General features: G+C 70.4%; 22 protein-coding genes. 13 read left to right on the plus strand and 9 right to left on the minus strand.

Annotation, left to right across the window (positions count from 1 at the left end):
- Positions 1-59 precede the first annotated feature (59 nt).
- The 6 genes from murJ (at position 60) to trxA (ending at position 6,670) form a co-directional block, all read left to right on the plus strand.
- A complete protein-coding gene (gene murJ / locus Msi02_RS28630; RefSeq protein WP_204051123.1) occupies positions 60-1,658 on the plus strand; it encodes a murein biosynthesis integral membrane protein MurJ in 1,599 nt (532 codons plus the stop codon).
- 414 nt (positions 1,659-2,072) lie between these two features.
- Positions 2,073-3,587, plus strand: coding sequence for a protein kinase family protein (locus tag Msi02_RS28635; RefSeq protein ID WP_204051124.1), 1,515 nt, complete (start codon positions 2,073-2,075; stop codon positions 3,585-3,587).
- 60 nt (positions 3,588-3,647) lie between these two features.
- On the plus strand, positions 3,648-4,238 hold the full coding sequence (gene sigM, locus Msi02_RS28640) for an RNA polymerase sigma factor SigM (RefSeq protein ID WP_204051125.1): 591 nt from the start codon (positions 3,648-3,650) through the stop codon (positions 4,236-4,238).
- Positions 4,228-5,187 (plus strand): anti-sigma factor family protein, encoded by a 960-nt coding sequence (locus Msi02_RS28645; RefSeq protein WP_204051126.1) that lies wholly within the window; start codon positions 4,228-4,230, stop codon positions 5,185-5,187. Before sigM ends, Msi02_RS28645 begins: the two co-directional genes overlap by 11 nt.
- Before the next feature lie 151 nt (positions 5,188-5,338).
- Positions 5,339-6,268, plus strand: coding sequence for a thioredoxin-disulfide reductase (gene trxB / locus Msi02_RS28650; RefSeq protein ID WP_204051127.1), 930 nt, complete (start codon positions 5,339-5,341; stop codon positions 6,266-6,268).
- Between the two features lie 78 nt (positions 6,269-6,346).
- Positions 6,347-6,670, plus strand: coding sequence for a thioredoxin (trxA, locus tag Msi02_RS28655; protein ID WP_030508599.1), 324 nt, complete (start codon positions 6,347-6,349; stop codon positions 6,668-6,670).
- A 95-nt stretch (positions 6,671-6,765) separates the two neighbouring features.
- On the opposite strand, the gene Msi02_RS28660 is transcribed toward trxA, so the two are convergent.
- The gene (locus Msi02_RS28660) at positions 6,766-7,296 is read right to left on the minus strand and encodes a GNAT family N-acetyltransferase (protein WP_229806152.1); all 531 of its coding nucleotides are present in this window, start codon (positions 7,294-7,296) and stop codon (positions 6,766-6,768) included.
- A 442-nt stretch (positions 7,297-7,738) separates the two neighbouring features.
- Between Msi02_RS28660 and Msi02_RS28665 the strand changes: the two genes are divergently transcribed.
- Positions 7,739-8,971: an aminotransferase-like domain-containing protein gene (locus Msi02_RS28665; protein WP_204051145.1), complete on the plus strand. Its 1,233-nt coding sequence runs from the start codon at positions 7,739-7,741 to the stop codon at positions 8,969-8,971.
- 312 nt (positions 8,972-9,283) lie between these two features.
- Positions 9,284-10,234, plus strand: coding sequence for a D-alanine--D-alanine ligase family protein (locus Msi02_RS28670; protein ID WP_204051128.1), 951 nt, complete (start codon positions 9,284-9,286; stop codon positions 10,232-10,234).
- Positions 10,235-10,741: 507 nt separating this feature from the next.
- Here Msi02_RS28670 and Msi02_RS28675 read toward each other — a convergent pair.
- The 8 genes from Msi02_RS28675 to rpmH form a co-directional block, all read right to left on the minus strand.
- Positions 10,742-11,728 (minus strand): ParB/RepB/Spo0J family partition protein, encoded by a 987-nt coding sequence (locus Msi02_RS28675; protein WP_204051129.1) that lies wholly within the window; start codon positions 11,726-11,728, stop codon positions 10,742-10,744.
- A 457-nt stretch (positions 11,729-12,185) separates the two neighbouring features.
- Positions 12,186-12,959 carry a ParA family protein gene (locus Msi02_RS28680; RefSeq protein ID WP_204051130.1) on the minus strand — a complete coding sequence of 258 codons (774 nt, stop codon included), beginning with the start codon at positions 12,957-12,959 and terminating at the stop codon, positions 12,186-12,188.
- 322 nt (positions 12,960-13,281) lie between these two features.
- Positions 13,282-13,962: a 16S rRNA (guanine(527)-N(7))-methyltransferase RsmG gene (gene rsmG / locus Msi02_RS28685; RefSeq protein ID WP_079314212.1), complete on the minus strand. Its 681-nt coding sequence runs from the start codon at positions 13,960-13,962 to the stop codon at positions 13,282-13,284.
- Positions 13,963-14,140: 178 nt separating this feature from the next.
- Positions 14,141-14,635 (minus strand): Jag family protein, encoded by a 495-nt coding sequence (locus Msi02_RS28690; RefSeq protein ID WP_030508592.1) that lies wholly within the window; start codon positions 14,633-14,635, stop codon positions 14,141-14,143.
- Between the two features lie 18 nt (positions 14,636-14,653).
- Positions 14,654-15,604, minus strand: coding sequence for a membrane protein insertase YidC (yidC, locus tag Msi02_RS28695; protein ID WP_079314211.1), 951 nt, complete (start codon positions 15,602-15,604; stop codon positions 14,654-14,656).
- A gap of 4 nt (positions 15,605-15,608) precedes the next feature.
- A complete protein-coding gene (gene yidD, locus Msi02_RS28700; protein WP_079314210.1) occupies positions 15,609-15,923 on the minus strand; it encodes a membrane protein insertion efficiency factor YidD in 315 nt (104 codons plus the stop codon).
- Complete coding sequence (gene rnpA, locus Msi02_RS28705; protein WP_079314209.1) at positions 15,920-16,297, minus strand: ribonuclease P protein component; 378 nt, start codon at positions 16,295-16,297, stop codon at positions 15,920-15,922. Before rnpA ends, yidD begins: the two co-directional genes overlap by 4 nt.
- A 61-nt stretch (positions 16,298-16,358) precedes the next feature.
- Complete coding sequence (gene rpmH / locus Msi02_RS28710) at positions 16,359-16,496, minus strand: 50S ribosomal protein L34 (RefSeq protein WP_015772801.1); 138 nt, start codon at positions 16,494-16,496, stop codon at positions 16,359-16,361.
- Between the two features lie 436 nt (positions 16,497-16,932).
- Between rpmH and dnaA the strand changes: the two genes are divergently transcribed.
- The 5 genes from dnaA to Msi02_RS28735 all read left to right on the plus strand — a co-directional run bounded on the left by dnaA (position 16,933) and on the right by Msi02_RS28735 (position 23,176).
- Positions 16,933-18,600 (plus strand): chromosomal replication initiator protein DnaA, encoded by a 1,668-nt coding sequence (gene dnaA, locus Msi02_RS28715; protein ID WP_204051131.1) that lies wholly within the window; start codon positions 16,933-16,935, stop codon positions 18,598-18,600.
- 523 nt (positions 18,601-19,123) lie between these two features.
- The gene (gene dnaN, locus Msi02_RS28720; RefSeq protein ID WP_204051132.1) at positions 19,124-20,263 is read left to right on the plus strand and encodes a DNA polymerase III subunit beta; all 1,140 of its coding nucleotides are present in this window, start codon (positions 19,124-19,126) and stop codon (positions 20,261-20,263) included.
- Positions 20,264-20,367: 104 nt separating this feature from the next.
- The gene (gnd, locus tag Msi02_RS28725) at positions 20,368-21,312 is read left to right on the plus strand and encodes a phosphogluconate dehydrogenase (NAD(+)-dependent, decarboxylating) (protein ID WP_204051146.1); all 945 of its coding nucleotides are present in this window, start codon (positions 20,368-20,370) and stop codon (positions 21,310-21,312) included.
- 153 nt (positions 21,313-21,465) lie between these two features.
- Positions 21,466-22,653: a DNA replication/repair protein RecF gene (recF, locus tag Msi02_RS28730; protein ID WP_204051133.1), complete on the plus strand. Its 1,188-nt coding sequence runs from the start codon at positions 21,466-21,468 to the stop codon at positions 22,651-22,653.
- Complete coding sequence (locus Msi02_RS28735) at positions 22,643-23,176, plus strand: DciA family protein (RefSeq protein ID WP_373308318.1); 534 nt, start codon at positions 22,643-22,645, stop codon at positions 23,174-23,176. The genes recF and Msi02_RS28735 overlap by 11 nt, the downstream gene beginning before the upstream one ends.
- The last annotated feature ends 184 nt before the right edge of the window (positions 23,177-23,360 follow it).

Below are 23,360 nucleotides of genomic sequence, written 5' to 3' on the forward strand. Positions count from 1 at the left end.
TGGGACCACTGGAGGAAGGCGGCCACCCGATTCCGGCCGCCGTGAACCGAAGGACAACCATGAGCAGGATGCTGCGGGCCAGCGCGATCATGGCGGCCGGGACGATGGTCTCGCGGCTCACCGGCTTCGTCCGTACGGCGATGCTCGCCGCGGCCATCGGCACCGTCGCCCTCGGCGACGCCTACAACGCGGCCTACCAGATCCCCTACATCCTGCTCGACCTGCTGCTCCAGGGCGTCCTCAGCGCCGTGGTCGTACCGGTGATCGTACGGGCGCAGAAGCGGGATCCCGACGGAGGGCAGGCGTTCGAGCAGCGGCTGATGACGCTGGCCGTGGTGGTGCTGACGGCCGTCGCGGTGATCGGCGTGCTGCTGGCCCGGCCGATCATGGAGCTCTACACCGCCTCGAACTGGTCCGACGAAAAGGTGGCGGTGGCCACCACACTGGCCAGGTTCCTGCTCCCGCAGATCGCGTTCTTCGGGATCGGGTCGCTGGCCGGTGCGATCCTGAACACGCGGGACAGGTTCGCCGCGCCCATGTGGGCGCCGGTGCTCAACAACATCGTGGTCATGGGAGTCCTGGCCGCCTACTACGCCGTCGGGACGTCCGACATCGAGAAGGTGAGCGAGCGCGACCTCATGCTGCTCGGGCTCGGCACCACCGCGGGCATCGTGGCCCAGGCGCTGGTGCTGATCGTCTCGCTGCACCGGGCCGGGTTCCGGTTCCGTCCGCGGTTCGGGGTGCGCAACACCGGGCTCGGGGAGGCGGCCAGGACCGCCGTGTGGACGTTCGCCTTCGTCGGCATCAACCAGATCGGGTTCTGGGTCACCACCAAGCTCGCCACCGGCGCGGGCGACCGGGCGCCGGGCGCCGGCAACAGCGCGTGGGCGTACGCGTTCCAGCTCTTCCAGCTCCCGTACGGGATCATCGCGGTGTCGGTGATCACGGCGATGCTGCCCAGGATGAGCAGGCTCGTGGCGGACGGGGACTTCGCCACGGCCCGCGAGGAGTTCTCCTCCGGGGTTCGGCTCGTCTCCTCCGTCATCGTCCCGGCGGGCCTGCTGCTGATGGTGCTCGGCCCGGCGGTCACCACGCTGATCTTCTCGTGGGGCCACATGACGACGGCCAACGCCATCTACATCGGCCATGTCCTGCAGGTGTTCGGCGTCGCGCTCGTGCCGTTCTCGATCTTCCAGCTCCTGCTGCGGGTCTTCTACAGCTTCGGCGACACCCGCACCCCCGCGATCATGGCGGCGGTGAACGTGGTCATCAACGCGTCGCTCAGTCTCGTCGCCTACTTCACGCTCCCCGACCGGTACATCGTCATCGGACTGGCGTTCGCCTACCTGATCACGTACGTCGCGCTGACCGGGGTCGCGTGGGTGCTGGCGAGCCGGAAGATCGGCGGGCTCGGCGGCCGGGAGATCACCGCCGGCCTGGGCCGGATGTACGCGGCGGCCATCCCCGCGGCCGCGCTGGCGCTGGCGGTCCTGTGGCTGGCCAGGGAGGTCACCTCGATCACTCCGGTCACCTCGGCCGTGGTGCTCGTGGTGGGCGGCGGCGCGGGGCTGATGCTGTACATGCTGGCCGCGCACCGGCTGCGGGTGCCCGAGGTCCGTTCCATCATTGGACTTGTCGCAGGCCGGGTAGGACGGTAAGAGTCCTCAAGAACGACCGGCAACTGGAAGGTAACCCGAAAGTCCGATTCGGACGTCTTCGATCGGGAAGGCGGGCACAAGCGGCACGGCACTAGCATGGTGCGCCAGGGAGTGTTGAGACACACCCAGGGAACGTCCCGTAGATCTTGCCCTACCGATGGATTCGGCCGGGCGGGCGACGCGAGGCGGAGGAGGACCGGGCGGCGGCGCCGCGCGGGCCGATTCCGGCCCCGCGAATGCTCGTCTCCGGGGTCTCGCCGACCCGGCGGTGCTCCGCTCGGCGACCGCGGCAGGCAGGAGGTCTTAGGGGCGCGATCTGGAGTTTCGGACCGGCGAGCGGAAGCGGGAAGGCGTGGGCGGAACCACCCGGCATCGGCTGATGCATGCCGACGGGCCGCGGAGCGGGGCGGCCGCATGAGCATGTCCACGGTCGAACCGGGGACCCGGCTGGCGGATCGGTTCCGCCTGGAGGACAGGGTCCACGAGTCCGGCGGCGCGACCCTGTGGAAGGCCCTGGACGAGATCCTCGCCCGCCCGGTCGCGGTCCACACGTTCGCGCCCGATTTCCCCCGGGTGCAGGAGGTGGTCACCGCCGCCCGCCTGGCGAGCCGCCTGACCGACCCCCGCCTCACCCAGGTCTTCGACGCGGCCGACGAGGACGGCACGGCGTACGTCGTGAGCGAGTGGGTCAGCGGAGACTCGCTTCTCGACCTGCTGGAGAGCGGGCCCATCGAGCCCGAGCGCGGCGCGGCCCTGGTCGCCGAGGCCGCCGAGGCCCTGGCGCACGCGCACGCGGCCGGGCTCACCCACCTGCACCTGACTCCCGGCCGCCTGGTCTGGACGAGCGGCGGCACGGTCAAGCTCCTCGGGCTCGCCGTCGACGCCGCGATCCTCGACCTCAGCAGCGACGAGCCCGCCAGGGAGGACGCCGAGGGGCTGGGCCGCCTGCTCTACGCGGCGCTGACCGGCCACTGGCCCGGCGACTTCGACTGCGGGCTGCCCTCCGCGCCCCTGGACGACGGCAGGATCTGCACGCCCCGGCAGGTCACCGCCGGGGTCCCCGGCTACCTGGACGCCATCACCTGCCGCGCTCTGCTCCAGGAGCCGCGACGGGGGCAGCCGCCGCTGGCCACTCCGGCCGACGTGGCCGAGGCGCTCGCCGAGGTGCCCCGCCCCGCGCCGGCCCCCGTCACCACCGCGCCGCCCGCGCTGAACCTGCGCAGCGAGGCGCCGGACGGGCTGGGCGTGTCCACCATGCCGCCCCACATGCCGTCGCATATGGGGCCGCAGATGACGATGGTCCCTCCGCCGCGCCCGCAGACCGGCACCGCGAGCAAGATCCTGCTGACGGTCATCGTCCTGCTCGTGATGGCGGCCGTCGGCGTGGGCGCCTGGACCGTGGGCAAGAACCTCGGCAACACCCCGAGGGGCGTGGCGCAGTCGGACTCCGCCGCCTCTCCCTCCCCCTCCCGCAAGCCGGTCACCGTCAAGCCGGTGAGCGCGACCGGGTTCGACCCCCTCGGCTCCGACCGCGCCGAGAAGCCGGAGATCGCCCCGCTCGCCATCGACGGCAAGCCGTCCACCGACTGGCACACCGACAGCTACAGCAGCGCCGACCTGGGACGGCTCAAGGACGGCGTCGGGCTCATCCTCGACATGGGCAAGCCGGTCTCCGTCGCCGACGTGGTCGTCTCCCTGGGCGACGCGGGCGGCTCGACGGTGCAGCTCAAGGTGGGCGACGCGGCGGAGCTGTCCTCGTTGAAGACCGTGGCGGAGAAGAAGGGCGCATCGGGTTCAGTGACGCTCACTCCGGAAAAGGCCACTACGGGTCAGTACGTTTTGATCTGGTTCACCCGGCTTCCCTCCTACAACGGGCAGTATCGTGGCACTATCTACGAAGTAACGGTGCATTCCCCAGGATCGGCATAGCAGGGACTTGTGAATTCCCCACCAGACAATCCCCCGACGGCTGAGCACGCGCGACGCGCGATGCCCGATGCCGATCTGCTGGCCCGCCATCTCGGCGGCGACCCTCACGCGTTCAGCGAGATCGTCAGGCGGCACCGCGACCGGATGTGGGCGGTCGCCCTGCGTACGCTCGGCGATCCCGACGAGGCCGCCGACGCGGTCCAGGACGCGTTCGTCTCGGCGTACCGGAAGGCGGACAGCTTCCGCGGCGAGGCGGCGGTCACGACGTGGCTCCACCGCATCGTGGTCAACGCCTGCCTCGACCGCATGCGCCGCAAGTCGGTGCGCCCGGTCGCCGACGACGAGCTCATCGAGGCCGCGGAGCGCGAGATCCCGGCCACGGACCAGGCGGGCGAGCGCGAGGTCTCCCTGGAGGTCACGGCGGCGCTCAAGCTGCTGCCGGCCGACCAGAGGGCGGCCCTCGTGCTCGTCGACATGATGGGGTACGCGGTGGACGACGCGGCGGCGGTGCTGGGTGTCCCGCCGGGCACCGTGAAGAGCCGCTGCGCGCGGGGACGCGCCAAACTTGCCCCGATTCTTTCGCATCTGCGGAACCGATCTGACCTCACTCGCGTCTCATCCGGGAAGGGAGCAGAACTTCGTGACGGGTGACACGCACTACGACCTGGAGGTTCTCGCCGAACTGGCGGAGGGTCTCCTCGACGACACCACGGCCCGGCGGGTCCGCGAGCATCTCGCGGTCTGCGACCCCTGCGGGGAGAGCCTCGCCGACCTGGCCGCGGTCCGCGAGGTCCTGGCGGCGCTGCCGGTGCCGGCGATGCCACTGGGCGTCGCCAGGCGCATCGACCAGGCGCTGGCCGCCGAGGCTCCGGACTGGGACCGCGTCCTGCGGGACGCCCCATGGGACAGCGCTCCATGGGAGAACGTCCCGTGGGAGACGGTCGAGCCTCCGGTCGCGACCCCGGTGGGAACCACCGCGGAAACCGATGTGGAGACGCACGTGGAGCCGGAGCGCGAGCCGGTGCCGGTCGCCGCGACCGCGGCTCCCCTGGGTGTCGTCGCCGACGACGGGACGATCGTGCCGGCCAGGCGCCGCTCCGGAACGCGTACGGCGGGCCGCAAGGCGTCCAGGCGGCGCACGTGGGCGCTGCCGGCCGCGGTCGCCGCGGCGGCGGCCGTCGTGATCGGGAGCGGCGGTCTCGCCACCGGCCTGCTCTCGTTCGGCGACTCGCCGTCCCAGCCGGTGGTGAGCCAGGCCCAACCCGGCCAGAGCCCGGCCAAGGCGCAGGCGCTGACCTACTCGACCTACGCGAGCGGCCACAACTACACCAGCCGCGAGCTGCGCGGGCCGCTGCTCGGTTACTTCGGCGTGGCGCCCGGCTCGGGCACCAACGACGACGAGGACCTCGACACCTGCGTCAAGCGGTTCTCGACCGAGCTCGACCGCACGCCGATCGGCGTCGACAAGGCCCTCTACAACGGCAACGAGGCCACGGTGATGGCGTTCTGGGAGGACAAGAGCAGCAACGCCGTCCGGGTGGTCGTGGTGGACTCGCAGTGCCACAAGCTGCGGCCCGAGGTCCTGGCCTCCTGGAAGTGACCACGCGGCGCGAGCCGTACCATCAGCAGTGACGAAGCCCCCCGCGACCTCCGGGGGGCTTCGCCGTATCGGGGACCGGCCCGGGAATGACCGGGGCCTAGGATCTGTTGTCGGCACTGCACATCAACCGGGAGCGAAGAAGGCGGGTCCGTTGAGCGACGTTCGTAACGTGATCATCATCGGGTCGGGGCCGGCCGGCTACACAGCGGCCGTCTACACCGCGCGCGCGGACCTCAAGCCGCTCGTCTTCGAGGGGTCGGTCACCGCCGGCGGGGCGTTGATGAACACGACCGATGTGGAGAACTTCCCCGGGTTCCCCGACGGCATCATGGGCCCGGACCTGATGGACAACTTCCGCAAGCAGGCCGAACGGTTCGGCGCCGAGCTGGTGGCCGACGACGTGGTCGAGGTGGACCTCGAGGCGAACCCGAAGGTCGTCAAGACCTACACCGACACCTACTACGCCAAGGCGGTGATCCTGGCCACCGGGTCGCGCTACCGCGAGCTCGGGCTGGAGAACGAGAAGCGGCTGTCGGGGCGGGGCGTGTCGTGGTGCGCCACTTGTGACGGGTTCTTCTTCCGCGACCAGGACATCGTGGTCGTCGGCGGCGGCGACACGGCGATGGAGGAGGCGATCTTCCTGACCCGGTTCGCGAAGTCGGTGACGGTGATCCACCGCCGCGACTCGCTGCGTGCCAGCAAGATCATGCAGGATCGGGCGTTCGCGAACGAGAAGATCCGCTTCATCTGGGACAGCGAGGTCGCCGACGTGCTCGGCGAGGAGCGGGTCTCGGGGGTGCGGGTACGCAACGTCAAGACCGGCGAGGAGTCCGACCTGCCGGTGGGCGGCGTGTTCGTCGCGATCGGACACGAGCCGCGCACCGAGCTGCTCAAGGGCCAGGTCGATCTGGACGAGCAGGGGTACATCGTGGTCGATTCGCCGTCGACGCGGACGAACATCGACGGGGTGTTCGCGGCCGGGGACGTCGTCGACCACATCTATCGTCAGGCGATCACGGCGGCCGGGACCGGATGTGCGGCGGCGCTGGACGCCGAGCGCTGGCTGACGCTGAACGCCTGAGTCCCGACATCGGGAATGCGGGGACCGTCCCCGCGGTTGTCTGCACCGCCACACCACTCACGCAAGGGGAGAGATACCGTGGGCGCGATCAAGAGCGTGACGGACGCGAGCTTCGAGGCCGAGGTCCTCAAGAGCGACAAGCCGGTTCTGGTCGACTTCTGGGCCGAGTGGTGCGGTCCGTGCCGTCAGGTCGGGCCGATCCTCGAGGAGATCGCCGCCGAGAACGCCGACAAGCTGACCATCGTCAAGCTGAACATCGACGAGAACCCGGTCACGCCGCGGGACTACGGTGTGCTCCAGATTCCGACGATGAACGTCTACAAGGGTGGCGAGGTCGTCAAGCAGATCATCGGCGCCAAGCCGAAGGCCATGCTGCTGCGCGAGCTCGACGGCGTCATCTGACGCCGTTTCCGCCGGCACCACCCGAAGAGCCCCCCGTGCGTGCGGCGCGGGGGGCTCCCGCGTTCTCCGGTGCTCCTGGGACTCCTGGAAGCCCCTCAGACGGGCCGCAGGGCCCGCTCCGGGGACATGGACCCCAGCAGGCGCTCCAGCGCCACCTCGACGTCCTCACGCCACGACACGGCCGTCTTGAGCTCCAGCCGGAGCCGGGGGAAGCGCAGATGCGGGCGCACGGTCTTGAACCCGACCGACAGCAGGTAGTCCGCGGGCAGCACGCAGCCGCCCGGCTGCTCCCACTTCAGGTCGCCGAACGCCTCGATCGCCCGTACGCCGCGGCGGGTCAGGTCCTTGGCGACGCCCTGCACGAGCATCCGGCCCAGCCCGCCGCCGGTGAACTCCGGCACGATGTGCGCGGTCATCAGCAGCACGGCGTCCGAGCTGACCGGGGACGTGGGGAACGCCACCGAGCGCGGGACGTACAGCGGCGGGGCGTAGAGCACGAACCCGGCCGCCACGCCGTCGACGTAGGCGATCTTCCCGCAGCTGCCCCATTCGAGAAGGGTCGCCGAGATCCACGCCTCCTTCTCCAGAGCCGGGTCGCCCGCCTCCACGGCGCGCTCGCCGCTCACGGGGTCGAGCTCCCAGAACACGCACCGCCGGCACCGACGCGGCAGGTCATCGAGATTGTCGAGGGTGACATTGACCAGCCGACGCGACACGTGATGCCCCAATCCCCGTCAGGAGTCCTGCCAGAAAAGCGCGCGAATACGGCGTCTCCAGCTCGCATCGTAACTCAGCGGAAGGGCGGGAGCGGGTGCGCCACAACGGTCGCGAGCGACCATTAAAGGGGTTGGCCGGGCCGAAACCAGTGGTGCGGGAATGCAAGAAAAGGGGCCCTTGATGGTCAATACCCTGTTGTGATCGGAGTGGCGCGTTACCGTACCCTGGATTTCTCGGCTACGTGATCGGAGGTGGACCGTGGCACAAGAGCTTGATCACGGTCGGACGAACGTGACCCATGGGTCGCGCATTGACGCCTACGTCGACAGGTACGCCGCCCGCGCCGCCGGGATGGTCGCCTCCGAGATCCGAGCTCTCTTCGCCGTCGCATCGAGGCCCGAGGTGGTCTCGCTCGCCGGCGGCATGCCGTACGTCAACGCGCTCCCCCTCGACCTCGTCAGCGAGCTCGTCGCCGACCTGGTCACCTCGCGCGGCTCGGTGGCCCTGCAGTACGGCTCCGGGCAGGGCGACCCCGCCCTGCGCGAGCAGATCTGCGAGGTCATGCGCATGGAGGGCATCGAGGCGAACGCCGACGACGTGGTCGTCACGGTGGGCTCGCAGCAGGCGCTCGACCTGATCACCCGGATCTTCATCGACCCCGGCGACGTCGTGCTCGCCGAGGGACCCTCGTACGTCGGGGCGCTCGGAACGTTCAGCGCCTACCAGGCCAAGGTCGTGCACATCGCCATGGACGACCAGGGCCTCATCCCCGAGGCCCTCGCGCAGACCATCTACGCGCTCCAGGCGGCCGGCAACCGGATCAAGTTCCTCTACACGATCCCCAACTTCCAGAACCCGGCCGGCGTGACGCTGAACGAGGTGCGCCGCCGCCAGGTGCTGGAGATCTGCCGCCGCGCTGGCGTCCTCGTGGTGGAGGACAACCCCTACGGTCTGCTCGGCTTCGACGGGGAGCCGATGCGGGCGCTGCGGGCCGACGACCCCGAGGGCGTCGTCTACCTCGGCTCGTTCTCCAAGACCCTCGCCCCCGGCTTCCGTGTCGGCTGGGCCCTCGCCCCGCACGCCGTACGCGACAAGCTGGTCCTGGCGATGGAGTCGGCGGTGCTGTCGCACTCGTCCTTCACCCAGCTCGCCGTCGGCCAGTATCTCGCCACCCAGCCGTGGCGCGAGCAGATCAAGTCGTTCCGTGAGCTGTACCGCGAGCGGCGTGACGCGCTCCTGGGCGCGCTCGACGTGCTCATGCCGCCCGGTTGCACGTGGACCCGCCCCGCCGGCGGGTTCTTCGTCTGGGTGACGCTCCCCGAAGGGCTCAACTCCAAGGCGATCCTCCCCCGTGCGGTCGCCGAGCGGGTCGCGTTCGTGCCGGGCACCGGCTTCTACTCCGACGGCGGCGGCTCGCGGAACATGCGGCTGTCGTTCTGCTACCCCGAGCCCGAGCGCATCAAGGAGGGCGTGCGTCGCCTGGCCGGTGTGATCGAGCAGGAGCTCAGGCTGCGGGACACGTTCGGCACGGGCTCCACTCCGGGGCGCGCCGGCGTCGACACCCCAGGCCCGGATCTCGCCTAGACACGTACGGCCGCTGCCCCCACGTGACGGAGGAGCCGCCCATGGCACCGCTCATGGGCGGCTCCGGCGCAAGTACGACCTTGTCTGAGACGTGACGCGGCGACGCGGCGGCGCGGGCGGGGCACTAGCCTGTTCAGGCTGGCCGTACTGACTTCTCGAGGCGAGAAAGGCCCTCTTCGTGAGCGAGCGAACGATGACCCAAGGATCGCCCCCCGCGCGTCCGTGGAGGGGGACGCGACCCGGGCCAGGCGAGACAGATCACCGCCGGCCCGGAACCGGCGCCGCGGCGGAGCGCATCGGCGGTGAGGCGCCATGAGCGATCTGGGCCACGTGCTCATCCTCGCGGGAGGGCTCTCCTACGAGCGTGAGGTCTCCATCCGGTCGGGACGCCGCGTCGCGGAGGTCCTGCGCGCGGCCGGTGTGGACGTGGAGACGCGCGACGCCGACGCCACCCTCGTGCCCGCCGTACTGGCGGACCCGCCGGACGCGGTCTTCGTCACCCTGCACGGCGGCGCTGGAGAGGACGGCGCCATCCGCTCGGTGCTCGAACTCCTCGACGTGCCCTACGTCGGGGCGACGCCGGACGCCTGCCGGGTCGCCTTCGACAAGCCCACGGCGAAGGCGGTCGTCCGCTCCTGGGGGCTGAACACGCCCGACTCGGTGGCGCTGCCCAAGGAGACGTTCCACGATCTCGGCGCCACGGCCGTGCTCGCACGCATCATCGACCGGCTCGGCCTGCCGCTCTTCGTCAAGCCCTCGCGCGGCGGTTCCGCGCTGGGCGCCTCCATCGTGCGCACGGCGGAGGAGTTGCCCGCCGCGATGGTCGGTTGCTTCGCCTACGGCGACACCGCGCTCATCGAGCGGTACGTCCAGGGCGTGGAGGTCGCCGTCTCCGTGGTGGATCTCGGCGACGGACCGGTCGCCCTGCCACCGGTGGAGATCGTGCCCGACCGAGGCGTGTACGACTACGCGGCCCGGTACACGGCCGGGCAGACGGAGTTCTTCGCGCCGGCCCGGCTCTCCCCCGAGGCCACCGAGGCGTGTGCGGGTATGGCGGTCGCCGCCCACACCGCGCTCGGCCTGCGCGACATCTCCCGCACCGACCTCATCGTCGACGCCGACGGCAAGCCGTACTTCCTCGAGGTGAACGTGGCGCCCGGCATGACGGAGACCTCTCTGCTGCCGATGGCGACGGAGGCAGCGGGCCGGGACCTCGGCACGCTGTGCAAGGGACTCCTGGAGCTCGCCGCCACCCGAGGCTGATCCCGCCCTCGGTTTCACGTGAAACACTCCCCTCCAGGCTCGCCTGGAGGGGTTGCTCCGACCAGCAAGCACCCGAGCGGCGAGGACGCTCAGACGCCAGTTGGTCGGCGACCGCGCGCTCCCCTGGGGGCCTACAGCGAGCGCTGTCAGTGGGGTGTCCAGGACTTTGGCCGGGTCCGGTCACTGCGCCGGAAGGAACCTCCGGTCCTCGCGAAGCCCGCTCCGCTCCCTCCTCCACGGCGATCGTTGGTCACAGCACACCGGGGACGCCAGACGGGCATGACATGCCCCCGCCACCACGACACGGCCGCCCCAGAAGGTCCCCTCCCGATCGCCGCCTGCCGAGACGAGGCGTTCACGCGGCTGCCGCCGAAGGGACAGATACCGAACTCGGATGCAGCGAGCGGGGGCCGCGCGGCGATGTGATAGCCGGCAAGTAGGCCGTCGGCGCGCGATGTTTCACGTGAAACCGGTGGCTGACCGCCTGTGCTACCGCAGGCTCTGCGGTTACTCCGCCGTGATGCCCCTGGTGCGCATCGCGTGGGCCGCGTCGGGGGCCATCGTGTCGATGATGCGCTCCAGGTCGTCGATCGTGGAGAACTCCACGACGATGCGCCCCTTCCGGCTGCCGAGATCGACCTTCACCTTCGTCTCGAAGTGGTCGGAGAGTCGATCGGCCAGGTCGCGAAGCGCCGGGGCGGTCGGCTTCTTCGCCCGAGGCTTGCGTGGAGCCGGCCCTGCGGTCGCCTCGCCCAGAGCCACGATCTCCTCGACGGTCCGGACCGACAGCCCCTCGGCCACGATCCGGGTCGCCAGCCGCTCCTGGGCGGCGGGGTCGTTCAGGGTAAGCAGCGCCCGCGCGTGCCCGGCGCTGATGACCCCGGCCGCCAGCCGGCGCTGCACCTCGGGAGGAAGGTTCAGCAATCGCAGGGTGTTGCTGATGTGCGAGCGCGACCGTCCGACCTTCCTGGCGAGCACCTCGTGGGTGGCGCCGAAGTCGTCCAGAAGCTGCTGGTAGGCCGCCGCCTCCTCCAGCGCGTTCAGCTGCTCCCGCTGAAGGTTTTCGATCAGCGCCTCGCGGAGCATCTCGTCGTCCTGGGTGCTCCGGACGATCGCGGGGATGCGCTCAAGCCCGGCGATCTGCGAGGCGCGCCACCTCCGCTCCCCCATGATGAGCTCGAAGCGGCCGTCCTCCACGGCGCGGACGACGACCGGCTGCAGCAGGCCGACCTCCTTGATGGAGGCTGCGAGCTCGTCGAGCCGGTCTTCGTCGAACACCTCCCGCGGCTGCCGTGGGTTCGGGGAGATGGAGTCGACCTCGATCTCCTGGAAGTAGGCGCCCTCGACCGGACGCAGGCCCGCCACGTCCGTCCCCGGCGCGGACGACAGCGGACCGGCGGGCGGAGCGCTCGCCACGGACGCCGGATCGACGATCGGTCCTGTGGGGATCAGAGCCCCAAGACCCTTGCCCAGTCCCCGACGCTGCTGGCTCACCGCTGCTCCCTCATACCCGCACCCGCACAGAAGGCGGTGCCCAGCGACTCGGGGTCACTGGGCACCGGCACGCACACCAGGAGAGAGTACCGCTGCGAAGCCCCGCCATGAGTCTCCGCGCTTTCAGCCGTGCACGCCCCACCCCCAGACCCCGGCACGGGGCCGGGCGTAAGGAGCGGAGCGGGCGGGAGCGAGGACCGCAGCGAAGGCCCAGCGGAGCGGGCTTCGCGAGGACCGGAGCTTCTGCCCGGCGCAGTGACGTCCGAATGCCGTGACGCCCCAAAGCCGTGGCATCCACAAGCCGGCACCTGCGGAAGCCGGCCACGCTCCGGCGCAATGGCCTCCCTAAGCCATTCCCACCGGTCCCGGTGCCATCACAGGCAGCGCCATGTGCGACGTCTCGCCGCACACCCGCTGTCTCCCGTGCGGCACCGTCCGGGGTGCCGCTGTTACCTGGTCAGGCGCCGGTGAGGGCCGCCGCGCGGTAGGCGATCTCGCGAGCGGCGCCCATGTACGCCAGCGCGCCGCTCGATCCCGGGTCGTACGTCATGACCGACTGGCCGTAGCTGGGCGCCTCGGAAACGCGGACGCTCCTGGGGATGACGGCGTCGAGCACGGTGTCGCCGAAGTGGGAGCGCACCTCCTCGGCCACCTGAGAGGCGAGGCGGGTCCGGCCGTCGTACATCGTGAGCAGGATGGTCGAGACCGACAGCGTCTGGTTGAGGTGCGCCCGCACCAGTTCCACGTTCTGCAGAAGCTGGGTGAGCCCCTCCAGGGCGTAGTACTCGCACTGGATGGGAATCAGCACCTCCTGGGCCGCCGCCATGGCATTCACGGTCAGCAGGCCCAGCGACGGCGGGCAGTCGATGAGGATGTAGTCGAACTCCATCGCGTCGAACGAGGCGAGCGCCCGCCGCAGACGAGTCTCCCGGCCGACCATCGGAACCAGCTCGATCTCCGCGCCCGCGAGGTCGAGGGTCGCGGGAGCGCAGTACAGGTTCGGCATGTCGGGGACCGGCTTCACGATCTGCGACAGCGGCATGTCGTCGACGAGGACCTGGTACACCGACGGCATCCCCGACCGGTGTTCCGTCGCCAGCGCCGTGGACGCGTTGCCCTGCGGGTCGAGATCGACCACGAGAACGCGCTGATCGTGCATGGACAGCGCCGCCGCGAGGTTGACGGCCGTGGTGGTCTTCCCCACGCCGCCCTTCTGGTTGGCCACCGTCATCACGCGACACCGGGAAGGCCGGGGCCAGGCCCCCTCGTCGCGCGTCGAGTAACCGACGGAAGGCGCAGCCGCCTGCGGGGGCGCGGCGGCTGTTTCACGTGAAACCACAGAACTCAGTGCCTCTCGTACCAGCGGCGAATCGCCAGAGTTAAGGGGGGTCTGGGACACGGTCGTCGTCCTTTCGACCGGCGAGACAGGGGGACGAGGCCAGCCCACCCCGGAGGACCGGCCTGCTGTCGCGATCTCCCAGCGTAGGGGGAGCCGAGTCTCCGGCCAACCCAGGCCCGCTGTCACACCGCCTGATCCGGCGTCCGCCACCGGCTCACCTCTTTCGTCGCCTCCGCGCGTCCGTTCGCGGAGACCGTCCGGCGACGACGCGAACGAGGGTCGCGGGCGGCTCGACCCTACCGCGCCCCACTGTGACCAGTTCGACGTGCCTCACGCCGAACGACTCCAACTGGGGGCGGGCGGCGTCCAGTTCCTCCTGTGCCCGCTCCCCCTTCATCGCGAGCAACTCCCCGCCCTCGTGCAGCAGCGGCATCGACCACGACAGCAGACGGTCGAGCGGCGCGACCGCCCGCGCCGTCGCCACGTCGAAGACGCGCTTGTGGGCGAGCTCCTCGGCCCGCCCGCGCAGCACCTCCACGTTGTCGAGCTTGAGCGCCTCGACGCACTCGGACAGGAACACGGTGCGGCGCAGCAGCGGCTCCAGCAGCGTCACCGTCACATCGGGGCGGACGATCGCGAGCACGAGGCCGGGCAGGCCCGCGCCCGAACCGATGTCGACCAAAGTCGCGTCCGGCGGGACCGCCTCCTCCACGACCGCGCAGTTCAGCAGGTGCCGGTCCCAGATGCGGGGCACCTCGCGTGGCCCCAGCAGTCCCCGCACCACGCCCGGCCCGGCGAGCAACTCGGCGAACACCCGGGCCCGCTCCAACGCCTCACCGGTGAAGATTTCCCGCGCCACCGGGGGCGCCTCGGGCAGCTCGTTGCTCTCCGTCATCACTCACTCATCCAGGAACGCTCTCGGCCAAGGGTAACCGTCCTTCCCCCTCGGCGACGGCCGGCCGTGCGGACCCGGCCTGAGGAGCAGGGCGAGGAAGGGACGTACAGGACGGAAAAGCCGCCGGTCCCGGAGGTCGGGACCGGCGGCTTCCCCGCGTCGGAACTGTGAAAAGCGGTCAGGCGGGCAGGACCACCACGAAGCGGCGGGGCTCCTCGCCCTCGGACTCACTGCGCAAGCCCGCCGCGGCCACCGCGTCGTGAACGATCTTGCGCTCGAACGGCGTCATCGGCTTGAGCGCCTTCGGCTCACCGGTGCGCTTGACGTCGTCGGCCGCCGCGGCGCCCACCTTGGTGAGCTCGGCGCGGCGCCGCTCCCGGTAACCGCCCACGTCGAGCATGAGCCGCGAACGTTCCCCCGTCTGGCGGTGCACGGCCAGGCGCGTCAGCTCCTGCAGCGCCTCCAGCACCTCCCCGCCGGGACCCACGAGCTCGTCGCCCTTGATGCCCACGATCGAGACCACCGCGCGGTCTCCCTCGACGTCCATGTCGATGTCGCCGTCCAGGTCGGCGATGTCGAGCAGGCCCTCCAGGTAGTCCGCCGCGATCTCGCCCTCCTGTTCCAGGGCTTCGATGTCGGGAGCAGGCTTGAGGGTCTCCTCAGCTTCGGTCACGTCCGGACTCTCCTTCTCCTACGACTTCTTGCTGCCGGTGCGCTTGCTGCGAGGCTGGCGCGTCGGCTGCTGACGGACGATCTTGGGGGCCGGTTCCGGCTCAGGCTGCGCCGGCGCCTTGGGCTTTCCCACCAGCTTGGTGAAGATGCCGTTCGTCGGCTCGGGAGTGGTGACGTTGCCCTTCTCGTCCACGACCGGCATGGGATGACGGCTGTAGAACCAGTGCTGCTGGCCGAGCGTCCACAGGTTGGTGGTCACCCAGTACAGGATCAGACCGAGCTGGAAGTTCAGGCTGAAGACGGCGAACAGCGGCGAGATGTACATGAGGATCTTCTGCTGCTGCGCCATGGGGTTGTCCGGCATCTGCGCCATCGAGCGCTTCACGCTCTGCCGGACGGTGAGGAACGTGGTGCACGAGCTGACGGCCACGAAGCAGGCGAGAACGATCTTCGTCATCACCGGCTGGGCGCCGAGACTCCTGATGACCTCGGCGCTGTCGAAGAACTTCGCCGCCAGCGGTGCGCCGATGACGTGCGCGGCACGCGCGCTGTTCACCAGCTCCTTGGTCATACCGAAAACGGCTCGGTCCTCGGCGATAGCCCGCAGCACGGTGAACATCGAGATGAAGATCGGGAACTGCGCGACGATCGGGAGGCAGCCCCCGAGCGGGTTGGCGCCGGCCTCCTGGTACAGCCGCATGACCTCCTGGTTCATGCGCTGCTTGTCGTTCTTGTACTTCTTGCGCAGCTCCTGGACCTTGGGCGCCAGCTCCTGCATCTTGCGCGACGAGCGCATCTGCTTCATGAAGAGCGGGAAGATCAGCAGACGCATCAGCACGGTCAGCGTGATGATGGTCAGCGCCCAGTTGAGACCGCTGCTCGAGGGGATGAAAGTGCTGTAGCCGGCGTGGATCTGGGTGATCACCCAGGCCACCGCCGTATACAGCCAGTTCAGGAATGGCAGCTCCACCGAGCTAGCTCCCTTGCGTTTCGTCGTGAGACCGGACTCGGCGTGGGGGCACCGGGTCGAAACCTCCAGGATGGAACGGGTGACACCGTCCGATACGCCTGACGGTCAGCCATACCCCGCGCGCCGCTCCATGAACGGCGACGGCTTCCAGACCATAGGCGCTGCAGGACGGTTCGAACCGGCACCTCGGCCCCAGCATCGGGCTGATGAAGGCGCGGTAGAACCGGATGATCGCGAGCAGCACACGGGCGACCGGCCCGGTCGCGGGTCGATCGGCCTCCCCGGGCACCACGGCCGGGGTCGGTTGCTGCGCTGTCATGACCGTCCATCCGTCGGGGTCCGGGAATCGGACCCGCGCCGCCGGAGTAAACGACTCAGCGCGACGTCGAGTTCGGCGGCCAGGTGCTCGCTGCGCGCGGACGCGGCCGGTGGATTGGCGCGTACCACCAGAAGGCTACCTCTCGGCAGCAGCGGCAGACGGCTCCGCACGAGGTGTCTCAACCTGCGCCTGACCTGGTTCCGCACCACGGCGCCACCGACCGCCTTGCTCACGACGAAGCCGACCAGCGGTGGCTCGTCGGCGTCACGCAGGTTCAGGTGTGCGACCAGGGTGGGACGCCCGGCGCGCCGCCCACGGCGAATCGCGTCGGCGAACTCGTCACCCCGCCGCATGCGGGACGCGGACGGCAGCACCGGGCCTTCCTCGACGTACGGCCGCCCGCTCCGCTCGGCACGGGCGGGCGGCGTCTGATCGTCAGACCGTCAGCTCGGCGCGGCCCTTGCGGCGGCGCGCGGCCAGGATGGCGCGGCCGGCCCGGGTGCGCATGCGCAGCCGGAAGCCGTGGGTCTTCGCGCGGCGACGGTTGTTCGGCTGGTAAGTACGCTTGCTCACGGGTGGGCTCCAGGCTTCAGGTACGTCCGCGGCGTTCCGCGGGCGCGGTACATTCCAAGGTCACGGCTCGTCAGATGCGCGGGCATGCGAAAAAGCCGTCGCGTGATTAGCCGACCGGGACACGTTACGGGCCCACGGTACGTCAGGTCAAACCGGCACCCGTGACGGCAAGCGAGTACGGCGAGCGACCATGGCCCGTTAGGCTGTGGACAACGCCTTGAACGCAGGTTGCGCACACCGCTACCGTCGGCCGTCCGGCCCTTCCCCCCATCAGCGTGAATGTGCCCGGGGAGGATGCACGGGCTGTGCACATCATGTGGATCATATGTGGATGGCAGCCGGACGAGGGCCGGTGCGGCGAGGCGTACGGGACTGAGAAAACGACACGGATCGCGGCGGGCGAGCGGGGCCGCGTAACGAGAGGAGGGGCCGAGCCATGGAAGGCGTCGATCTCAACGCTGTATGGGCTCGGGCGCTCAGGACCCTGCTCGACGAGGGCGTCTCGGGGCAGCAGCGCGCGTTCCTCCAGATGACGCAGCCCTCCGGCCTGATCAACGACACGATTCTCCTGGCGGCCCCCAACGACTTCGCCAAGGAGGTCATCGAGGTACGGCTGCGCCCGCTGATCGTGCACGCGTTGTCGCAGGAGCTCGGCCGGCCCGTGCGGATCGCCGTGATGGTGGATCCCGGCGCCGGCCTGTCCGCCGCCTCCGACCCCGCCGCGGCGCCGCCGGCCGACCATCGTCCACAGGTGCCGTCCACAGATTATCCACAGGCCCGTCCCCAGGCTCCGCGCTTCCCCTTAGGCGAGGACGGCCCGATCCGGCGCGACGCCGAGCCGCACTATCCACAGGGCCAGCAGTATCCACAGCCTCCGCAGCACATGTCCCCGCCGGACCACCCGCAGCGGCCCGGCGGCTACTCCCCCGAGCCGCCCGCCGCGCCCAAGCCCGAGCCGGTCGCGGGCCCGTTGCCCGGTCCTGTGCCCGGCCCGCCTGTGCCGGGTCCCGTGCCCGGCGCGGGGCAGAACCGCTGGGACGCCCGCGGCGGCCGCACCTCGGGCGAGCCGGCCCGGCTGAACGCCAAGTACACGTTCGAGACGTTCGTCATCGGCGCGAGCAACCGCTTCGCGCACGCCGCCGCCGTCGCGGTCGCCGAGGCCCCCGCCAAGGCGTACAACCCGCTGTTCATCTACGGCGACTCGGGGCTGGGGAAGACCCACCTGCTGCACGCGATCGGCCACTACGCGCAGAGCCTGTACGACGGCGCCCGGGTGCGGTACGTGAGCTCCGAGGAGTTCACCAACGACTTCATCAACTCCATCCGCGACCACAAGGCCGACGGGTTCCGTTCCCGCTTCCGCGCTGTGGACATCCTCCTCGTGGACGACATCCAGTTCCTCGAGGGCAAGGAGCAGACGCAGGAGGAGTTCTTCCACACCTTCAACACCCTCCACAACGCCAGCAAGCAGATCGTCATCTCCAGCGACCGGGCGCCCAAGCAGCTCGTGACGCTGGAGGACCGGCTGCGCAACCGGTTCGAGTGGGGGCTGATCACCGACGTCCAGCCGCCCGAGCTGGAGACCCGCATCGCGATCCTGCGCAAGAAGGCGATCCAGGAGGGCCTGGCCGCGCCGCCCGACGTGCTGGAGTACATCGCCAGCCGCATCGCGACCAACATCCGCGAGCTCGAGGGCGCGCTGATCCGGGTCACCGCGTTCGCCAGCCTCAACCGGCAGTCTGTGGACATCCAGCTCGCCGAGATCGTCCTCAAGGACCTCATCAGCGAGGACGCGAGCCCGGAGATCACCATCTCCCTCATCATGTCCACAACCGCCGAGTACTTCGGCGTCTCGCTCGACGACCTGTGTGGAAGCTCACGCTCGCGCGCCCTGGTCACCGCCCGCCAGATCGCCATGTACCTGGCCCGCGAGCTGACCGACCTGTCCCTGCCGAAGATCGGCCAGCAGTTCGGCGGGCGCGACCACACCACGGTGATGCACGCGGAGCGTAAGATCCGGTCGCTCATGGCCGAGCGGCGCTCGATGTACAACCAGGTCAACGAGCTGACGACACGGATCAAGCAGCGCGCACGCAACGCTTAGTACACAGCTGTGGATAACTCTGTGGATCAAAAATGCCGCCCTCGGCGGCGACTCCGTGCGTTACCCCCACCCTCTCCGGCCCGCCAACGCGCCGTCCCCACTTGGGGAAAACTTTGGGGAGAAGCTGGGGATGGCTTGGGGAATACCCGTGGACGAGCTGGGGACGCCCTGTGCGTACTCGTCACACACAGCTCGGCTGTCCCATTTACCCCGTGGACAACCGGTGGAAACATCGTGGATTACTCGTGGACAGAGGGCCCTTCGCCTGGGGAACGGGTGTGGGGACAGCGGGACCACCCACAGTCCACAGGGGGTCCGTCCACGTTTCCCCCACACCGGCAGTGGATGAATCAGCTCCGCTGAGCTGCGAAAATGCTCGACATCCACATATCCACACTGCCTAATGAGACGACTTGTATCTCTCTCCCTAAGAACTCAAGAACCATAGAAGGGGTTCTGGAGGCACACAGGTGCGGGAGAGTGAAGACTTGACGAAGCAGCGACACCCAGGAGGCTGATCCACGTGATGTTCCGGATCGATCGCGACGTGCTCGCCGAGGCCGTGGCGTGGACGGCACGGAGCCTTCCGGCCCGTCCCTCGGTGCCGGTGCTCGCCGGCATGCGGCTTGAGGTGACCGACGACCAGCGGCTGAAGCTCTCCGGCTTCGACTACGAGGTCTCCGCCGAGGTGACCCTCGACGTGCAGACCGGGGAGCCGGGCGTGGTGCTCGTCTCCGGCAAGCTCCTCGCCGAGATCACCCGCGCCCTCCCCGCACAGCCGGTCGAGCTGGTTGTGGACGGAGCCAAGGCCGTCGTCACCTGTGGCAGCGCCCGGTTCACACTTCTCACCATGCCTGTGGAGGACTACCCCTCCCTCCCGGCCATGCCGCCCGCCGCCGGACGGGTCGGCAGCGACGTGTTCGCCTCCGCCGTCGGCCAGGTGGCCGTCGCCGCGGGCAAGGACGACACCCTCCCGATGCTCACCGGCGTACGGATGGAGATCGAGGGCGACACCGTGACCCTCGCCGCCACCGACCGCTACCGCCTCGCTGTACGCGAGCTGAAGTGGCAGCCCGAGCAGCCCGACTTCCAGGCCGTGGCGATGATCCCCGGCCGTACGCTTGCGGACACGGCCAAGGCCCTGGGCGGCACCGGCGCGGAGGTCGAGATCGCGCTGAGCTCGGCCGGCGGCACCGGCGAGGGCATGATCGGGTTCTCCAGCTCCGGACGGCGGACGACGACCCGGCTGCTCGACCCCGAGTTCCCCAAGTACCGCTCGCTGCTGCCCACCGAGTTCTCCGCGCGCGCGGACCTGTCCACAGCCTCGTTCGTCGAGGCCGTCAAGCGCGTCGCGCTGGTCGCCGAGCGCAACACCCCCGTACGGCTGGCCTTCCGCGGCGGAGAGGTCGTCCTGGAGGCAGGCAGCGGCGACGAGGCGCAGGCCGTGGAGGCGCTGCCGGTCGAGTTCGACGGCGACGAGATCAACATCGCCTTCAACCACCAGTTCCTGCTGGAGGGCCTGGGGGCGATCGACTCCGACGTCGCGCGGCTCCAGTTCACCACTCCCACCAAGCCCGCCATCCTCACCGGGGGCAAGCCTGTGGACGACGGGGGGAGCGAGGACTACCGCTACCTCATCATGCCCATCCGCTTGTCCAGCTGACGCGCCTCCGACACCCCGGGCGTACGATCTCCTGCGGGCATGGACCCCTGATGCATGGGTACGCGTGCCTCGGTGGACGACGCAGAGGTTGAGGGGTGGCTCAGATGCAGATCGGCATGATCGGGCTCGGCAAGATGGGCGGGAACATGGCCGAGCGGCTGCGGCGCGGCGGCCACGAGGTCGTCGGCTACGACCGCGATCCCTCCATCAGCGACGTCGGCAGTCTGAAGGACCTCGTCGAGAGGCTTCAGGCGCCGCGCGCGGTCTGGGTCATGGTCCCCGCCGGGGCGCCGACGCGGAGCACGGTCGAGCAGCTGCGCGACCTGCTGTCGGAGGGCGACATCGTCATCGACGGCGGCAACTCGCACTACCTGGACGACCAGCGGCACGCGGCCGAACTCGGCGCCCACGGCATCGGCTTCGTCGACGTGGGCGTCAGCGGCGGCGTCTGGGGACTGGAGTACGGCTACGCCCTGATGACCGGCGGCGACGAGGAGCACATCCGCCGGCTGATGCCGATCTTCGAGACGCTCAAGCCCGAGGGCGAGGACGGCTTCGTCCACGCGGGCAGCGTGGGCGCCGGCCACTTCGCGAAGATGGTCCACAACGGCATCGAGTACGGCATGATGCAGGCCTTCGCCGAGGGCTGGGAGCTGCTGGAGGCCAGCGACGTCGTCACCAACGTCCCCGAGACGTTCAAGAGCTGGCGGCACGGCACGGTCATCCGCTCCTGGCTGCTCGACCTGCTGGTGCGGGCGCTGGAGGAGGACCCCGACCTCGCCGGGCTCAAGGGCTACGCGGAGGACTCCGGCGAGGGCCGGTGGACGGTCCAGGCCGCCGTGGACCACGCCGTGCCCCTGCCGGCCATCACGGCCGCGCTGTACGCCCGCTTCGCCTCGCGCCAGGCCGACTCCCCGTCGATGAAGATGGTCGCGGCGCTGCGCAACCAGTTCGGCGGGCACGCGGTCGCCTCGGCGGAGGGCCAGACCGGCAAGGGCGCCGACTCCCCCGGAGCCGACGTCACCCCGCCCGTGGAGGCCGAGCGCTGACGCGCGGCCGGACCTCGGCTGTCGCGCGGCGCCGGCTGTCGCGCGGCATCGGCGCGGAGAAGTCCCGAAGCCGACGGCGCCGATCCTCCACAGGCTGTGGACGAATCGGCGCACATGCCCGCGCTCGACGGGAGGGGCACTAGCCTTGCGGGCGTGCACGTGGCGAGCCTGTCCCTCACCGACTTCCGGTCCTACCCCGAGGTCGAACTCGTGCTGGAACCCGGGGCGACGGCGTTCGTCGGGCCGAACGGGCAGGGCAAGACCAACCTGGTCGAGGCGCTCGGCTACGTCGCGACCCATTCGAGCCACCGCGTGGCCACCGACGCGCCGCTCGTACGGCACGGCGCGCAGCGGGCGATCGTGCGCGCGGCCGTGGTCAGGGACGACCGCCGCGCGTTGATCGAGATCGAGATCAATCCGGGCCGGGCCAACCGCGCCAGGGTGAACCGCTCGCCCGTCCCCCGGCCGCGTGACGCCCTCGGCCTGCTGCGGACCGTGCTGTTCGCCCCGGAGGACCTCGCCCTGGTCAAGGGCGACCCGTCCGAGCGTCGCCGTTTCATGGACGACCTGCTCGTCGCCCGTGTCCCCAGGTTCGCGGGCGTGCGCGCCGACTACGAGCGCGTGCTCAAGCAGCGCAACGCGCTCCTGCGTACGGCCGCGGCGACGCGGGCGGGACGGCGGCGCGGCGGCCGGCGGCAGGAGGACGACGCGGCCTTCGCCGCCGCCGGCGCGGGAGACGTGCTGAGCACGCTCGAGGTCTGGGACTCCCACCTGGTGAGCCACGGGGCGGAACTGCTGGCGGCGCGGCTGCGCCTGGTGGACGCGCTGCGTCCGCTCGTGGCCAAGGCGTACGCCACTCTCGCGCCGTCGTCGGGACTCGCCGATCTCGAATACCGGCCGTCGGGGTTATCCACAGATATCCCCACCCTGGGGACAAACCGGGAACTACTGGCCGAGCACCTGCGGGCGGGCCTCGCGGAGGCGCGCCAGGCGGAGCTCGAACGCGGCGTGACCCTCGTCGGCCCGCACCGCGACGACCTGCTGCTGCGGCTGGGCGAGCTGCCGGCCCGGGGCTACGCGAGCCACGGCGAGTCGTGGTCGTTCGCCCTCGCGCTGCGGCTGGCCGCCTACGACCTGCTGCGGGCCGACGGCGGCGACCCCGTGCTGATCCTGGACGACGTCTTCGCCGAGCTGGACGGCCAGCGGCGCAGGCGGCTCACCGAGATCGTCGCCCCGGCCGAGCAGGTGCTCATCACGGCGGCGGTGCCGGACGACGTGCCGCCCGAGCTGGCCGGCGCCCGGTTCGACGTGATGGAAGGGAATGTGACCCGTGTCCGATGAGATATCCACAGGCGGTGGACAGTCCCCGCAGGGCGCGGTCGCGCGGGGTGCCGCGCTGGCGCGGGAGAAGCTGGCCCAGGCGAAGGCCGACGCGCTGAAGCGGGGGCAGCTCCCCCGCACCGAGCCGCGTCGCCGCTCCGGCTCGGGCGCCCCGCGGCGCGACTCCGGCGACCCGCTGCCGTTCGGCCGGGCGATCCGCGACCTGCTCGCCGCCCGCGGATGGGAGCAGCCGGTCGCGGTGGGCGGGGTGTTCGGCCGCTGGGCGGAGATCGTCGGCCCCGAGCTGGCCGCGCACACCAGGCCGGAGAGCTTCGAGGACGGCGAGGTGGTGGTCGCCGCCGACTCGACCGCCTGGGCGACCCAGGTCAGGCTCCTCGCGTCCACCCTGGTCAGACGGCTGAACGAGGAGCTCGGCGACGGCACCGTGACCCGGGTCAAGGTGCACGGCCCCGGTGCGGGCCACCGCCCGGAGGGCGGCCTGCGCGTACGCGGGAGTCGCGGGCCGGGCGACACGTACGGCTGAGCGCCGGGCGGCGAGCGCCTTCCGGGGCCCGCGCCGGCGCCGTCTCCCGGAGCTCGCACGAGCTCGCGGCGAGCTCAGAACCGACCCGAGGAGACCCCGAACCGGCCCAAAATCGCGTCTGAGGCTCCGACCCCCATTCCGTGTGGGGGGTGCTCAGAAACATGATCGTCAAGCGACAGGGCAC

This window comes from Microbispora siamensis (assembly GCF_016863095.1).
In the GTDB taxonomy this organism is placed as follows: domain Bacteria; phylum Actinomycetota; class Actinomycetes; order Streptosporangiales; family Streptosporangiaceae; genus Microbispora; species Microbispora siamensis.

Coding starts and splice junctions, on each gene's coding strand:
- murJ (WP_204051123.1), top strand. CDS start 60: ATGAGCAGGATGCTGCGGGCCAGCGCGATCATGGCGGCCGGGACGATG.
- Msi02_RS28635 (WP_204051124.1), top strand. CDS start 2,073: ATGAGCATGTCCACGGTCGAACCGGGGACCCGGCTGGCGGATCGGTTC.
- sigM (WP_204051125.1), top strand. CDS start 3,648: ATGCCCGATGCCGATCTGCTGGCCCGCCATCTCGGCGGCGACCCTCAC.
- Msi02_RS28665 (WP_204051145.1), top strand. CDS start 7,739: ATGGTCGCCTCCGAGATCCGAGCTCTCTTCGCCGTCGCATCGAGGCCC.
- Msi02_RS28670 (WP_204051128.1), top strand. CDS start 9,284: ATGAGCGATCTGGGCCACGTGCTCATCCTCGCGGGAGGGCTCTCCTAC.
- Msi02_RS28680 (WP_204051130.1), bottom strand. CDS start 12,959: ATGACGGTGGCCAACCAGAAGGGCGGCGTGGGGAAGACCACCACGGCC.
- rsmG (WP_079314212.1), bottom strand. CDS start 13,962: ATGACGGAGAGCAACGAGCTGCCCGAGGCGCCCCCGGTGGCGCGGGAA.
- yidD (WP_079314210.1), bottom strand. CDS start 15,923: ATGACAGCGCAGCAACCGACCCCGGCCGTGGTGCCCGGGGAGGCCGAT.
- dnaA (WP_204051131.1), top strand. CDS start 16,933: ATGGAAGGCGTCGATCTCAACGCTGTATGGGCTCGGGCGCTCAGGACC.
- gnd (WP_204051146.1), top strand. CDS start 20,368: ATGCAGATCGGCATGATCGGGCTCGGCAAGATGGGCGGGAACATGGCC.